This is a genomic window from Spirochaeta isovalerica (assembly GCF_014207565.1).
GTDB classification, from domain to species: Bacteria; Spirochaetota; Spirochaetia; order DSM-2461; family DSM-2461; genus Spirochaeta_F; species Spirochaeta_F isovalerica.
The window spans coordinates 572,306-586,869 of sequence record NZ_JACHGJ010000002.1 but is presented as its reverse complement, the minus strand read 5'-3'; the positions used below and the strand labels follow the sequence as shown (position 1 = coordinate 586,869).

9 protein-coding genes are annotated in these 14,564 nt (G+C 46.5%); 1 reads left to right on the top strand and 8 read right to left on the bottom strand.

Annotated elements, in window-relative coordinates; all coding sequences use genetic code 11:
* Positions 1-31: 31 nt before the first annotated feature.
* The 8 genes from HNR50_RS07520 to HNR50_RS07485 all read right to left on the bottom strand — a co-directional run bounded on the left by HNR50_RS07520 (position 32) and on the right by HNR50_RS07485 (position 11,901).
* Entirely contained in the window at positions 32-793 is a 762-nt protein-coding gene (locus tag HNR50_RS07520; protein WP_184745459.1) for a nucleotidyltransferase domain-containing protein, read from the bottom strand.
* A complete protein-coding gene (locus HNR50_RS07515; protein ID WP_184745457.1) occupies positions 794-1,117 on the bottom strand; it encodes a hypothetical protein in 324 nt (107 codons plus the stop codon). It abuts the gene before it with no gap.
* A 772-nt stretch (positions 1,118-1,889) separates the two neighbouring features.
* Positions 1,890-3,335 (bottom strand): family 43 glycosylhydrolase, encoded by a 1,446-nt coding sequence (locus HNR50_RS07510; RefSeq protein WP_184745455.1) that lies wholly within the window; start codon positions 3,333-3,335, stop codon positions 1,890-1,892.
* Positions 3,336-3,389: 54 nt separating this feature from the next.
* Positions 3,390-4,856 (bottom strand): alpha/beta hydrolase, encoded by a 1,467-nt coding sequence (locus HNR50_RS07505; protein WP_184745453.1) that lies wholly within the window; start codon positions 4,854-4,856, stop codon positions 3,390-3,392.
* A gap of 68 nt (positions 4,857-4,924) precedes the next feature.
* Positions 4,925-7,825, bottom strand: coding sequence for a glycoside hydrolase family 3 C-terminal domain-containing protein (locus tag HNR50_RS07500; protein WP_184745451.1), 2,901 nt, complete (start codon positions 7,823-7,825; stop codon positions 4,925-4,927).
* A 15-nt stretch (positions 7,826-7,840) separates the two neighbouring features.
* Positions 7,841-8,866 (bottom strand): glycosyltransferase family 2 protein, encoded by a 1,026-nt coding sequence (locus tag HNR50_RS07495; protein ID WP_184745449.1) that lies wholly within the window; start codon positions 8,864-8,866, stop codon positions 7,841-7,843.
* Positions 8,856-9,488, bottom strand: a complete 633-nt coding sequence (locus HNR50_RS07490; RefSeq protein WP_184745447.1) for a hypothetical protein — start codon at positions 9,486-9,488, stop codon at positions 8,856-8,858. The genes HNR50_RS07495 and HNR50_RS07490 overlap by 11 nt, the downstream gene beginning before the upstream one ends.
* 7 nt (positions 9,489-9,495) lie before the next feature.
* Positions 9,496-11,901, bottom strand: a complete 2,406-nt coding sequence (locus tag HNR50_RS07485; protein ID WP_184745445.1) for a glycoside hydrolase family 3 C-terminal domain-containing protein — start codon at positions 11,899-11,901, stop codon at positions 9,496-9,498.
* Between the two features lie 192 nt (positions 11,902-12,093).
* Between HNR50_RS07485 and HNR50_RS07480 the strand changes: the two genes are divergently transcribed.
* On the top strand, positions 12,094-14,493 hold the full coding sequence (locus HNR50_RS07480) for a glycoside hydrolase family 3 N-terminal domain-containing protein (RefSeq protein ID WP_184745443.1): 2,400 nt from the start codon (positions 12,094-12,096) through the stop codon (positions 14,491-14,493).
* The last annotated feature ends 71 nt before the right edge of the window (positions 14,494-14,564 follow it).

Here is a 14,564-nt window from a genome sequence, read left to right as displayed (position 1 = left end):
TGCTATACACTTTAAGTATATAGCATTTACATCAATTATCAAAGAGATTAACAAGATCAATAAATGCCTTATCGAGAGTTTCATTATCTGAAGTTTTCGGCTTTTTCATATGTTCTACAGATTTTCTGATTGCATAAAGGCTTTCAGAGATATAGGAATCGAGTAATCCAATGCTGGAAATCTCGCTAGATTCCAGCAAACTCTTCTTAATTTCCAACAGATCTTTGATTTTTTGATATACAGGGTTTTCTATATCCAACAGAGTTAGAAGCTTCTCAAACTCTATTGGAGGAAACTCTTTATATTTCATTATCCAGAAACAGGCCAGAATCGGCCTTAAAACATAAAAATACTTCTTCAACCTGATTTGATCCTTTTTCTGTATTGGATCAAAATTCCTTTCAGCCATACTCAAATAATGATATATCGATGAAACTGGTGAGAAATACAGATTATTAATCTCCCGGAGAATATCAACGGATCGATTATCTCGAATATAAACAATAGGAGATCTCAACCATTCAGAAAAAGTATTATTTGATCGCGAGATGAGTACTAATGTCTTCTTAATATCCCAACCGGAGAAATCAAAATCATCAACGATCGGGTATTCGATAACATCTCTTTTCGGTTTCACATGGAGATACCAGTCCTTTTTATGCATATAAACAAACCTGACATCATAATCACTATCGGCGGATTCAAAACCCCAGGCCCGTGAGCCGGACTCGACTGCAAGGATAATTTTTATATCATGCTCGATTTCAATTTCTTTTAGTCTGTTTAGTATCATTTATCGCTCCTCCATAAAACGGATGGAGTCTCTGGAGAACAATTTTGTTTTGTACACATCGGGATCTCTACGATTAAGATTGACAACTCCTGTATCCGAAAAGGATAACTGGAATTCCAAAGAAACAATCACATCTCTTTTAGTGTAACTAACAAATTTGTAATCGTGGATATCCCAGGAATTATAGATCTTTTTGATAAATCCATATCCTTTAGGAATTTCTCCTTCCAGCCTTCGAACAGCTTTATTTGCTTGCCGCTTTGCCCATCTAGCTCCGCCTTTGTTATTGTCGCTGATTGAGGCTTTCCTGTATGTTTTACTCATCTTCTAACTCCTTAACAAGTAGTTAGAAGACAGCTCCTTTTTTCATATATATTGCTTCCATATCGTCGAGTCTTAATGTTTTTCCATAATTTCCATTTCCTCAAGAGAAAAGCCGGTTCTAATTATTTTGTCATTACGACTCTTCCATGTAGAAAATGAAAATCTCGCAACACCTGAATAATTAACATTTTCCGAATAGTGATATACTCTTAATTTAAGAGGATTGATATGAATGCCGTTAAAGAGCAAATGATAAAAAATAATTACAGAACAGCCTGAAAATTCCAGCTATATTGAAATATTGCAGGAGTTGAGTTTCTCTGACATGGTCAATAAGGGATTACAAAATTCTCTTGATGGAAAAGTATCATCAACATCACAGCTGAAAAAAGAAATACAGAATTGGTAGAAACATTCTGGACTAATGAGTCCAAAGACTGGCTAAAATAAATTCATGACTACATAGCTGCCGATAGTCAGACAAATACCAGGAAAGTAGTGGAAAAAATTATTGATCGAGCTGATTCATTAAGAGATTTTCCATCCATCGGACAAAGGTTTCTCGCCGGATCAGAGCATCTCGATCCCCTGCTTAATCGGCAAGGTTTTCGAAAATTGGTTTGTGATGATTATATATGTATAGGACGGGCTTCAAACCGGGCTACCGCCGATTTTATAATTTCTTCCGATCTGTTTCAATCGGATTATAAGCCGAAACTGAAGGATTATTCGTCCTACATCAACCGAAAAGTATAGAGTCATGGTAAATATTTTACCTTAAAAAAGTAAAAGACAGGAAATCCATTTTCCCCTTTCCGGAAAACCGGAAATAAAGGGGATGGACTCCAACCGGCGGACTGAATGAGGTCCGGATCTCAGTCCATCTTCTACGGTTCCTGAGATGAAGGGGAAATTCAGCAACTTTATCTCCCTGCTCAGAACAGAAAACTGTTATTTCCCCTTCAGCCGCTCCTCTTGCCTTTATGGTTATTGTTCCGGACTGTACAAACTCGAAATATTTAAAGCCGACTAGTGCTCCATTTTGCATATTGGCGATATACTGATAAGCTCCGGGCCGGCCGTCCTTTCCCTCCTGAGTGATATAAGGGTGCTTTCGGAAGAGAAATCGCGGGCAATAACTGTCATAACGGCCGACTCCTCTCAATGAACCGAGATTACAGGCTATATACGCACCGTATTCCCCACTTCCCGGAAGAGGCTTGCCGTTCAGACCGCAGCTGGTAACTTCCGCCTGCACCGGCAGCCCGTTCCCGCCCAGCGGCAATTCTTCAGCGCAGGCCTGTCGTGAAAAGGAATTCCGGTTCGTCTGCCTGTGATAAAAAATGAAGAACTTCCCGTTATGTTGGAGCAGACTTCCGTGTGTATTGCCGAGGTAATTGCGCCCTTTTCCCTCTTGCGTAATTCCACTTAATCCGATATCGCCGAGGCTGACCAGAGTTCCGGCAAATTGGAACCCCGAATCGGGTCGTTCACTGACAGCATAACATAGCTCGTGATTGTGACGTGATGAATAGATGAAATAATAAAGATCATTTATTTTCCGAATGGAAGAGGCTTCAAAAAACTCGTGGTCCGAATATGAGCCCGGCCCTTTAGCGGGAAAGAGAAGGAGGGGTTCTTTTTTAATTGTGATCATATCGGTTTCAAGTTCGACAACGACTCCTCCTTCGCTTTTCAGCGATCGGAATCCCGTCAGAGGAGCCGGGATCTTTACAGCGAAACCCGAATAGAGGTAGACTCGCCCCCGATCGACCAGAACCCCCGGATCGAAGGGAAGATGATCTCCTGTGCGGCGCCCCCATCTTGCTCCGCCGGAATCCCTGATATGACCGTGAAAAGAGAAGGGACCGGAAGGTCTATCGGAAACAGCGACTCCCATAATACCGCTGAAATCCAGCGTATAGTAGAGGTAATAACGGTTATCGGAGCCCTGAACAACATCGGGAGCGAAAAGGAGGCGAAGCCCCAGACGATTACCGGGATCCTGAGTCTTTCTGTATATAATTCCTTCATATCTCCAGTCAGAGAGATTCTCTAAAGGAGCAGAATAGGAGACATAATCGTTCAGGCAGAAAATTGCTCCGTTGAAGCGGTCATGCGATCCGTAAAGGTAAACTCTGTCACCGAAAACCCGCGGTTCTCCATCGGGAATGTATTCACCGGCCGGTAGAAAGGGGTTGAAAACGGAATTATTCATGGAGAGATCTCCTTAAAAAGGAAGGCCGCACTCAGGAAAGTGCGGCCTTAGGTATTATTTAATGAACCGGTCAAAAAAGTCCAGCATTTCGTAAATATTGGGAACGCCGAATTCTTCAAAAACAGCTTGAGTCTCCCGGTCGGGTTTCCAGTCAAAAAAGGCATGTCCGGCATCGGGAACCTGCAGGTAGAGAGCATCCTGTCCGGCATCTTGCAGAGCGTCGTTATAGATGCGAACCATTTCATCCCTAATGAGCGGATCGGCTGTACCACGAACCAGGAAATGAGGAATAGAGCGTTCATCTTCGGCAGGAATGTTGAAGATTGGACTGACCGCCCTCAAAGCATCTGAGGACTGTTCCGGCATGGGCACTTCCGGGTTAGTTCTAACATCAAATACTCCGTAACTCGGTGCAGCTGCCCTTAAGGCTCCTTTCAGAAAATCTCTGAACTCATAAACAGACATTTTAGCGGGGAGATAAGTGGGCATAATTTCATACACTCCCTTCTTTTCTCCAAATCCGCCGTCTCCGATACGTTCAATCATAGTTGCTGCGGATGCGCTGAGATGCCCTCCGGCACTGTCTCCGGTAATTACTATACACTCCGGATCGGCACCGTATTCTTCAGCATGCTCGATTACGTGAGCCATGGCGCCGTAGACGTCTCCGATCAGATCATGCATAAGATTCGGCTCCGGATCTCCATCGAGATGACCGATCCACCGGTAATCGATGCTGGCCACAACATATTTACCTGTTCCGGCAATCTCCCGGGCCATCCCCCTCATAACATCTTCACTGTTGGACGACCATCCCCCACCGTGGACAATGATGAGAAGGGGCAGTTCAGCTGCGTTTTCGGGAGAGAACAGGTCATATTTCAGCTCCTTCACTCCCGGCTTTGCATAGACAATGTCGTTGATAACTTTTATTCCTTTCGTCATATTCCTGTCCATGAAAGAAGCCCCCAAAACCATTGGTGATGTGAGTCTGACTTCAAAATGACTTTTCGGACTTTCGAAATAATCAACCCACCATGGGCCGGGTACGGCATAATAGAGAGAGTCGATCTCAAACCCCGCATCAGCTTCGGCCTCTATGGTAAATACGGTATTGGCTGGATATTTCTTTCCCGGGATAACTTCAGGATTCACGGTTACGTTTCCGTTTACTGCCTCATCGAGGCTGACAGAGTATTCCGCCTGAACAAAAACAGCACCGATCGTCTGTTCCTCCTCAATATTGAAAAAGAGTTTCGAGTCTTCTCCATCTACACCATTCCAGTAACTGAACTCATAGCCCTGATCGCCTATCGCTTCAATTGCAAGAGGACCGTAAGGCACTTCAAGAGAGCTGCCGCTCTCCAGAAAAACCAGTTTATCCATACCGGAAGCGTAAACGGCCAATGTACCATCACTCATCTCCCCTGCATGAAGGATCACTTTTTTTTCTACTCCGCACGAGATTAAAACTGTGCATACCATCGCCGCAGTTAGCAGTCGGAGAGGGCTTATTTTCATGAAAATCTCCTATTGCAAAATAAAGGAGCACCGCCGGAAGGTAGGCAGCACTCCTGAAATCCTGTCTATCAGTTCAGTTTTCCGGCTTTTCTCAAAGTGATAAATATACCGAGAGCCAGAAGAAGAGCTATGAGGATATCGGCTGCAATAAGGCCGATCATCCAGGGAGCCATTGTAAACGTTACCGTCGCTCCGGGAACTATTCCATTCATGGCATGGCTGTTCGCCACGGTATAGAGAAGCCTGTGCCCGGTCCGGCGCAGTTGCTGGACAACAGTAGCGCTTTCCGTTTCATCCATGGATTTCATAGACTCGAAGGTGATGTTGATGTCGGTTCCGGCAGCCAGTCCCTGATTGACATCCATATGGTCATAGAGGTTGAAGTCACTGATCACGACACCTTTGAAACCCCATTCATCACGGAGGATATTCTGCATAAGAGGAACTGATCCACCGGCCCAGACCCCTCCGATTCTGTTGAACGAACTCATAATCGCTGTGGAAGCGGGCATGATTTTTTCACTGACCGTACCGGCCTCATCGGATATGTACTTGACCGTGGTTTCGGCATTTTTGACAATGAGCTCAAAGGGCTTCAGATAGATCTCTCTGATTGACTGCTCATTGGCCCAGGTTGCCACACCATTGGCATTTCTGTTCGCCTCCTGGTCATTCAGCGCATAATGCTTCACATAGGCATAGACACCTTTTGAGGCTGTTCCCTCAACAACGGAAGTTCCGATTTTCCCCGAGAGGTAAGGATCTTCTGAATAATACTCGAAGTTTCTACCGGCAAAGGGAGATCTGTGAATATTAACAGCAGGAGCATACCATCCGTGAACATCATAGAACAGACCTTCGTTTCCGACCATTTCACCCATTTCAAAGGCTATTTCGGTGCTGAAAGTCGATGCTATAACAACCGCTGAAGTGTAGGCTACGCCGTGTATATTGGCACCCATGAAAGAGTTGATTCCAGCCGGTCCATCGAGGTCAACCGTAGCAGGCTTGCCAATGTTGTCAATCTCTCCCGTATTATAGGCGCTGTTGATGACAATGGTTATGATATCTTCGGGATTGAGCTGATCCAGGAAAGGCTCCCAGAGGGGATCACTGAAGTCCCGGCCTCTCATGTTGATCAGAGAGATTCCGTTTTCCGCTCCGGTAACCGGCATTTCGGCCTCCGGATCATCGTGATCACCGGCCCAATAAGGGGCAAAAGCAGCCAGAACCGCATCGCTTGCTTTCAGATCCTCTGCTTTGGGCGCAGTGGGAAAGGTTCCGGCGAAATCACTTCTCGAAAGGGTTCTGCTGATCTCGGACGAAACATCATCGAAGAGATTTGTCGCCGCTACAAGATCGGATTCTCTTCCGCTCCTGTCCTTATAGACAATAGTGCTGTCAACGGAATAGACGATCTCATCCACGCCTTCCTTCATGTTGTGAGAGTCGGTCTGAAGCCTGATCCTGTAATCTCCCTTATCGAGAACATAGGCTCTCTCCTGAAGGAAATCATAGGAGGCCATATCCTCCACGGCAATTGACAGAGTGACAGTTTCCGATTCTCCCGGACCGAGAAGACCGGTTTTCGCGAAATCTCCGAGAACAACTTCCGATTTCTCTACGCCGCCCTTATAGTAGGGTGCTGAATAATATAGCTGAACCACTTCTTTTCCGGCCCGATCGCCCTTATTGGTAACTCTAACATCGACTGAAATGGATCCATTGATATCTCCGATCTCCCGGGACGTAACTTCCCAATGAAAATCAGTGTAACTGAGCCCGAAACCAAATGGATAGACAACGGCTTCGTCATAGTTGATGAAACCTTCAGCCGCTGCCGTTTCGTAGTAGCGGTACCCCATATATATCCCTTCCTCGTATTCAACGAGAAAGGCGTCGCCGTACGAGTTATTACGGCTGATATTGGAATACTGAAAGTGTCCGAAATTGACAAAAGTGGGATCCTTTGTAAAATCGGCTGCATAGATATCGGCTGTCCTCCCTGAGGGATTGACCGTTCCGTTCAGAATTTCTCCGACAGCGAGAAATCCTGTCTGACCGGGTGAACCGACCCATAGGACCGCATCGATTTCCGGATCATCTTCAAGAATACCCATTTCCATGGCAGCGCTTGAGTTGATGAGGACGATTACCTTGTCGAAGTTCTTTTTAGCCAGTTCGAGAAGATCCTTCTCATCCTTGTTGAGTTCCAGCTGATGCTGTCCGGGCTCATAGTTTTCTTCGAACCCTTTCATATTCTGAGAAAGGTCTCCCCCTTCTCCGCCCCCACGGCCGAACATGATAATTGCCGCATCGTCATATGTACTGAAACTGGCCAGTGCGTCATCGGTAAATCTGTCAACAGGCATTTCTCCGATGTAATAAGTCGAATCCTGCGGCTTGTCCATGACAATATCCGCCTTGGGATTCTCGTATTTTTTTGCGGGCTGTCCGAAGTTGTTCCGCCCCATGGTGTAAGCGGCGAAGGAATCAAAGAGGGAATAAACCGTTTCGTTAATGCTGTAGTTTGCCTTTTCCAGACCTTCTTTCAAATCGACAACAGTTGAAATATCGACAGAACCGGATCCCGAACCACCGAAAACCGAGTCGACGGCATCACGGCCCATCAAAGTGATTTTTGTCCTGTTCGAAGCTGATGTTTCGAGGGGTAGAGCTCCGTTATTCTTCAGAAGTACGGCTCCTTCCGCTTCGATTTTTTTTACCAGATCCTCGGCCGCTTCCTTCAGAAGCATTTCGGAGGCGTAATCGAGAGAGTAGTATTCGCTGTCCCAGTCCTCTGTGCCTTCCGCTGTTGTAATGACAGCTTTCCCTTTACCTAAATACAAATCAGCGTATCCGCTGAAAACATTGATGAGAATATTGAGAACAATCGCCAGAACCGCAAACAGGGAAAGTGCAATAATGCGGCCCCGAAGGAACTGTTTTCTGCTCTTTTCTTTTTTCATTCCTTGTCTCCTTTTTTAGTTGAAACCCACGACCAACTGAGTGAGTTTGTAAATTCCGATAGATATTTTTCTTCCGATCTTCCCGGGAAGATGGGTAATCAATCCGAGAATACCGAAGCGGAGGCTCATGTAGAGTCCTCTGTCCCTGTACTTGACGGAATGCCAGAGATCCGTTTTCTGAACGAGATGCTCCTTCTGCCGGGAGCGGATCAGAAGAATACTGGAAACTGTCATAATAATCTCCAGATAATGTCGCATGTATTTCTTCAGCTTATGGTTGAAAACCGTACTGGTCAGCATATGGTCAAGCATCATCTGGTTCACTTTCAGCTGCTGGTCGATCCTACTGATCATGACTGATTCATTGACAGACTGATCGGCACGGCCGATATAATAGCGGTAGAAATTAACATCGATGTAATAGAGGGACCGCACATGGTTCAGCGGAACAAAGGCAAAGAGATTGTCCACATAGAATGTATGCTCCGGCAGTTTGAGGCCGCATTCCCTCAGCAGCCCGGTCCGGTAGATCATCGAGTGCATCAGCATGTACTGACCTTTGCGGAAGGACCTTGATTCATGCCATCCGAAGATTTTCCCCTCGGGGAAAACCGATTTATAGCGGACCGTCTTCTTAAACCGGGCTCCTTCTTTCTCATAGACGAAGTTGCTGATCAGCAGGTCCAGAGTTTTGCCCTGGTCATCCAGTTCCTTCAGTTTGTCTAAAATGGACTGGAGGGACGGGAGATCGACCCAGTCATCACTATCTACGACCTTGAGAAACTTTCCCTTCGCATGGCTGATTCCCCTATTGACAGCTCCTCCATGACCTTTGTTTTCCTGATGGATGGCTCTGACGATTCCCGGGTTATTCCTCATATAGGCATCGGCAATGGCATCGGTTCTGTCCCGGGATCCGTCGTTGACAATCAGAATTTCAAGAGAATCGTCCTTACAGGCCAACAGGGAATCTATGCAACGGTGCAGATAGTCCTGTGAATTGTAACTCGGCACAACGACCGTCAGGATCTTATTCGTCATTTTCCGGTTTTCTCCTGAAAATGATCTTAAAAATGGGGAAGAAGATCCAGAATGAAATAGCCGCGTTGATAATCATGGTGATGACATCGGCTGTTTTCTCTCCGGCTGCACCGAGACCCCAGGTATTCATAAGCAGATTGTAAATGGGGATTTTATAGAATCCCTGTGCGGCGGCGGCGGCAAAGGTGATGCCGATATAGGCGATGAAATACCAGAAAGCGGACCACCAGATATTGCCGTTCGATTTGAAAGTGATATTTCTCTGGGCGAAGAAATTGATGACCTGGGCCGTGAGAAGAGTGATCTCCACGGCCAGAAAATAAGCCAGTCCGCCGCCCCCGCCCTGAGAAATCAGTCCGGCGGGATAATTGAAAATATAGTAATCGCTGCCGTCGAGATTTCTCCCGACCTGAAGAATCTGAAAAGTCGTATCGATAAGCGATGTCTGCTCGAAGATTTCTCTGAGAACAGGCATCAGCAGCATCTGAAGAACCGTGACTCCGTTGCTCAATAGAAAAAAGACGAGAAACTGGGCGATGTTGGGGTGTTTGGCGACAAAGTTCTTCCAGAATTCTTTAAGAGCGCCCCAGGCCCCTTTATTTGCATTCTTTTCCACAATCATTTATATGTTAACTCCTGTTTTTCTTTCTGTTTTCCGACAGGACCTTAGTCAGCCCTTTGAAAAAATGTCCGTTTGCCATAAGCAGGATCCCATCGAGCATTGGCATGGTAATGATTCCGCCGGTCATGCGGGACATTCCGCGGAAGGGCATGTAGTACACGGACATCATGATAAGATTAGCCGTATCTCTTTTCCCTATTCCTTTGAGAAATTTGTGAGCAAATACAATCAGATAAAAGGCGAACCGGGCAAAAAGGCCCTTTGAATAGCGGCACTGGGCTATAGTATCATTGTAGCCCAGCTCTCTGTTTCTATCCCATTGAGGCGAAGGGACCTTGCGTCCCAGAAGCATTTCGAATTCCTCCTTCTCAACATTTTCCACTCTTCCGCTGAAATAGGCGGGAAGAGATCCCTTCTCATATGGCGTTTCGGCGTTGCTTCCCTCCAGGTACAGATGTCCCGAGAGCTTTATATCGGAACTGGACGCACCGATTATTATTTCGTAATCCCCGCCTTCGATTTCCCATTGATTTGATTTTTCATTAAAATACCGGAAGCTCTTATCATCAAAATCAATCTTTACCTGTTTTGATTCTCCGGGCTCCAGAAACACTTTGACAAACCCTTTAAGCTCGATGATTGGCCTGAAGACTTCTTCTGAAATTCGGGATATATAGAGCTGAGCCACTTCCGAACCGGCTTTTTTCCCTGTGTTTACAAGTGTAAAGGACACACCATTTTCATCAATATCCAGTAAGGTATAGGAGAAATCTGTGTAACTCAGGCCAAAGCCGAAGGGAAACATGACTTTTTTATTAAGAGTACTGAAATACCGATACCCCACATAAAGCCCTTCGCGATATTCCACAGTTGCCTCTTTCCCCGGAAAAAAAGGTGCCGAAGGTGTGTCCTTATAACTCAAGGGATATGTCTCCGCCAGTTTACCCGAAGGATTTACTTCTCCGGTTAAAATATTGATAAGGGCTCCCGCTCCTGCCTGACCGGACAGATATCCGTGAAGAACCCCCTTTGCGTCTTTGACCCAGGTCATTTCCACAACGGAGCCGCTGGACAAAATGACAATGATGTTTGGATTTACTTCACGCAGTGCTTCGAGCAGATTCAGCTGATTGGAAGGAATTGACATGTCCTTTCTATCCAGTCCTTCCACTTCTGTATACTCATCGAGCCCCAGAAAAAGCAGAATTTTATCGCTTTTACCGGCCAGAGCACAGGCTTCACGAACCAGTTTCCTGTTTCTGCGGCCGAATCTCTCGTATCCTCTGGCAAAACCGTTTAAAGATAATGAGGATTTTTTACAGAGAAATAGAAAGGAATCGAGCTTTTTAGGGTTCACAATGGATGAACCGGCTCCCTGAAAACGGGCTCTTTCGGCAAATTCTCCGATTAGCGCTATAGTGTCAGTTTCTTTTAAAGGTAGAATGTCCTCTTCGTTTTTAAGTAGGACTATTGATTCTTCTGCCGCTTTACGTGCCAGAGCATGGTGTTTATCCCAATTTATCGTTTGATCAGTCTGTGAAAGATATTTGTCCGTTCGAAATGCCAGTTCCAGCAGCCGGTCCACTGCTTTATCCAGAACAGACTCCTCGAGTTGACCTTTTTTCACAGCTTCAACAATTTCGCGGTTAGTTTCTCCGCCAGTTGTAGGCATCTCCAGCTCATTGCCGGCTTTAAGTCCCTCAACTCTGTCATTACCGCCGCCCCAGTCCGTCACGACACAACCCTGAAATCCCCATTCATCTCTGAGAATATCCTTTAGTATATGAACATTTTCATTGGTATAGGTCCCGTTCAGCTTATTATACGCAGACATGACAGTGGAGACATTCCCTTCCTTGACTGCAATTTCAAATGCCGTCAGATAGATTTCCCGGAGTGTCCGTTCATCGACAATAGCATCGACAGCCATTCGATTGGTTTCCTGGTTATTCACACAGAAATGCTTCACGCAAGCCGAAACGCCTTTGGACTGAATCCCTCTTATATACGAAGCAGCCATTTTTCCTGCCAGAATTGGATCTTCACTGAAATATTCAAAATTCCGGCCGCAAAGTGGATTTCTTTTAATATTGATACCCGGTCCCAAAAGCACATTGACTTTCTGGGCAGCAGCTTCCTCACCCAGAGCTTTGCCCACTTCCTCTCCCAGCTTTTCATTCCAGCTGTTCGCCACTGTTGCGGCCGTAGGAAAGCAAGTCGCAGGAATGCTTTCGTTCAAACCGAGATGGTCGGCCGCCACGGCCTGTTTCCTCAGTCCGTGCGGTCCGTCAGCAAGAAACATGGAGGGAATCCCGTGCTTCGGAATATCCCGGGACTGCCAGAAGTCTTTTCCGGACATCAGAGAGGCTTTTTCCTCCAGTGTCATTTCTTTAATTATTTGTTCAAACTTCATTTACCGGTCCCTTTTTAATTTGTAAGCCGACTATATCATGGCTTTTTTCATAGAGCCATCAGCTAGTTGTTTCGGGGAGGAAACCATTAGTTGACCCGTAAACTTATGGTTGCCCCCCCGCAACAGAACGCTGATAGCCTCCTTAAAAAACACATGATACGGTGATTACATAATTTAAGGAGGTGCAAATCAGTGAGAAACTCGATTTTGCTAATCAGCTCGATTATCCTGGTGCTTACAGTAACAGGCTGCAATAAAGATCCCTTTGAAAACAGCATTTACAGTAAACAGCCGGAAATCGGTCTTTACCAGGACTACCTGGCAAACAATTCCGATCTTCCTTCCGAAGGAACAGATCCAGTTCTCAACACAGGCGTTGAGAAAGATATTATCAGGAAGAGCAAGCTGCTGTTTAAAGACTCTAACGGGAACGGCAAACTCGAACCCTATGAAGACTGGCGTCTGTCGCCTCAGGAGAGAGCGGCTGACCTCGTTGCCCGTATGACAAACGATATGAAAGCCGGACTTTTCAACTGGCTGGGAGAATCAGGCAATACAGCCATGACCAAAGATGATAAAGGAACGGAAGACACATCGGACGACAGACTGTACTACGGCCTCGAAGGACTGAATGCAGACGGTACAATTGAACGGACTGTTATGACCGCCTTCGGACCGTCCAATTCTGTTCCCTTCTCTATGATAAAAAATGGAGCGAGATATATCAATGATCAGCTCGAACTGTCTCCTCTGGACGAGGTAAAATTCAACAACAACCTCCAGGGTCTGGCTGAACGCACTGAGTTCGGAATTCCCGTTATTATAAGTTCCGATCCCCTTCACTCCGGTTTCAACGGGGATGACATGTGGCCCTCACGCCTATCAAAATGGCCTTTTTACCTCGGTCTGGGAGCGGCTGACGACCTTAAAACAACCAAAGCATTCGGCCAGACAGTAGCTGATGAAATGAGGATGTCCGGCCATCACATGCTTCTCGGCCCTCAGGCTGATATTGCCACTGAACCGAGATGGGGCCGGATACAGCATCTGCTTCACGCCAACGGAGACGCGGCGGCCAAGCACATGAGTGTTCTTATAAAAGCGATGCAGGGCGGTTCGACCCTCGATCCCGAAGCTATGGCGACAACAGTCAAACATATTCCCGGTTCGGGTTCCGTAGTAGAGGGAATGGACAGTCATACGGCAGCCGGTCAGTGGAGCGTTTTCCCGGGGAACAACCTGGATGAACACCTAAAGCCCTTTCAGGCCGCCATCGACGCAGGAGCCACTTCAGTTATGGCTTGCTACAGCATCATTGATGTAGAAGAGTACAAAGATGTCATCGATGGAAAACCCGTTGATGAAGGCGCTGCATTTTCCACAAAAATCATGACCGATCTGCTCAGAGATGAAATGGGATTTGACGGTTCTGTCGTTTCCGACTGGGGAATCGCCAAAAGCAGTGCCTGGGGTCATATGGACATTCAGGAGAAACCGGAGATCTTCGCCGAGATGTTCAACGCCGGTACCTATCAGTATGGCGGAACAGACTACACGGAAAACTGGCGTGAAGCCTTTGAGCTCGGTTTGATCTCCCAGGAAAAAATCGATGAAGGAGCCAGAAAATCCCTTGAGCTTCAGTTCAAGCTCGGTCTTTTTGAAAACCCCTATGTCGACCTCGATGAAGCGGAGAAATTCTGGGATCCCGAAGGAGATGAGCTCAGATCGAGATATGCAGCCGGTGAAGCAGCCATGAAAAAAGCCATGGTTCTGACAGAAAACAAAGATGTGGCAGAAAACCTGGCCATGCTTCCCGTACTGGGAACCAGCGATGAATATATAAGCTCGGTAGATAGAAACGGGAACGGCGTAGTCGATGTCTATTTCGATTCAGTCTACCCCGAAGCGGACAGCGGACAGAGCAGAACAAAAGCATTTTCAACAGAGACCCAGTACCTGAATATCAACTTCGTCGACAGTCCCGAAAAAGCCGATCTCTACATCGCCCGGATGTTCTCCAGAGGAGCCACCTACTTCGGAACTCAGGGGGGAACACCTCTGTCCTTCGACGGCCCTGTGATGGTATGGGATCACGATAAGCAGGCTTATACAGATAAAGCTGTAAAAGTTAATAGTCATTTCTCAGAAGGATTCGCGGAATTCGGAGCCTGGAAATTTAATGACTGGAGTCAGGTCGGCGGAGAAAGCGGATTCATAGGACAGGGATTTCATACATACCTGGGCGGTCTGGAAAGCAAAGCCGTCGTTGACAAGGCTCTCGCGGCCAAAGAAGCCTACCCCGGTATGAAAGTGATCATAGGGATGACAGCTTCACGTCCCGGAATCGTTACAGATTTTCATGACAAAGTTGACGCTATGATCATCGACTTCGCAGCTACCGATAAAGCATTCCTTGATATTATCTTCTGGCAGAACGGCAACAAACCGCAGGGAAGATTACCCGTTGAATTCCCGAGAGATGATGCTTCGGTCGAAGCTCAGCTCGAAGATGTTCCCGGAGATACGGCCAACCCGGTTTATGAAATCGGTTACGGCCTGAACTACGCCTCTATGGGCGGATACGGCGGCTGATAATCAGCTGCACTTCATTACTCCTTTTTTACTGGCCGCCCCGGTTGGCGGGGCGGCTTCCTTCTCTTATT